We start from the raw sequence: 255 nt of genomic DNA on the forward strand, positions 1-255 counted from the left end.
GCACATTTAAATTGTTGTGGCTGCTAAATTTTGAAGGTCCGATTAGTTCTCCATGTGCAGTGTGTTCATAGTCCATCTGTCTGAAACTAATATGCTCATATATAAACGGGTAAAAATAATCGTTAAGATCTTCGTTCATGTATTTTTCTCCACTTCTAACCTCTTCGACTAGAGATGGTAAACCGTATAAAAGTGTTTTTAAGGAATCGGATTTAATAAGCGCGACTTTTCCAGTATTCAGTCCTTCGTTTAAGG

Annotated in this window: 1 protein-coding gene; it reads right to left on the reverse strand. The window is 36.1% G+C overall.

What is annotated here, in order from left to right:
- The coding region (locus LOK78_RS16605; RefSeq protein ID WP_232635698.1) for a hypothetical protein at window positions 1-255 on the reverse strand (255 nt) is incomplete at both ends.

The sequence above is a fragment of the Mangrovimonas futianensis genome (assembly GCF_021245805.1).
Taxonomy (GTDB): Bacteria; Bacteroidota; Bacteroidia; order Flavobacteriales; family Flavobacteriaceae; genus Mangrovimonas; species Mangrovimonas futianensis.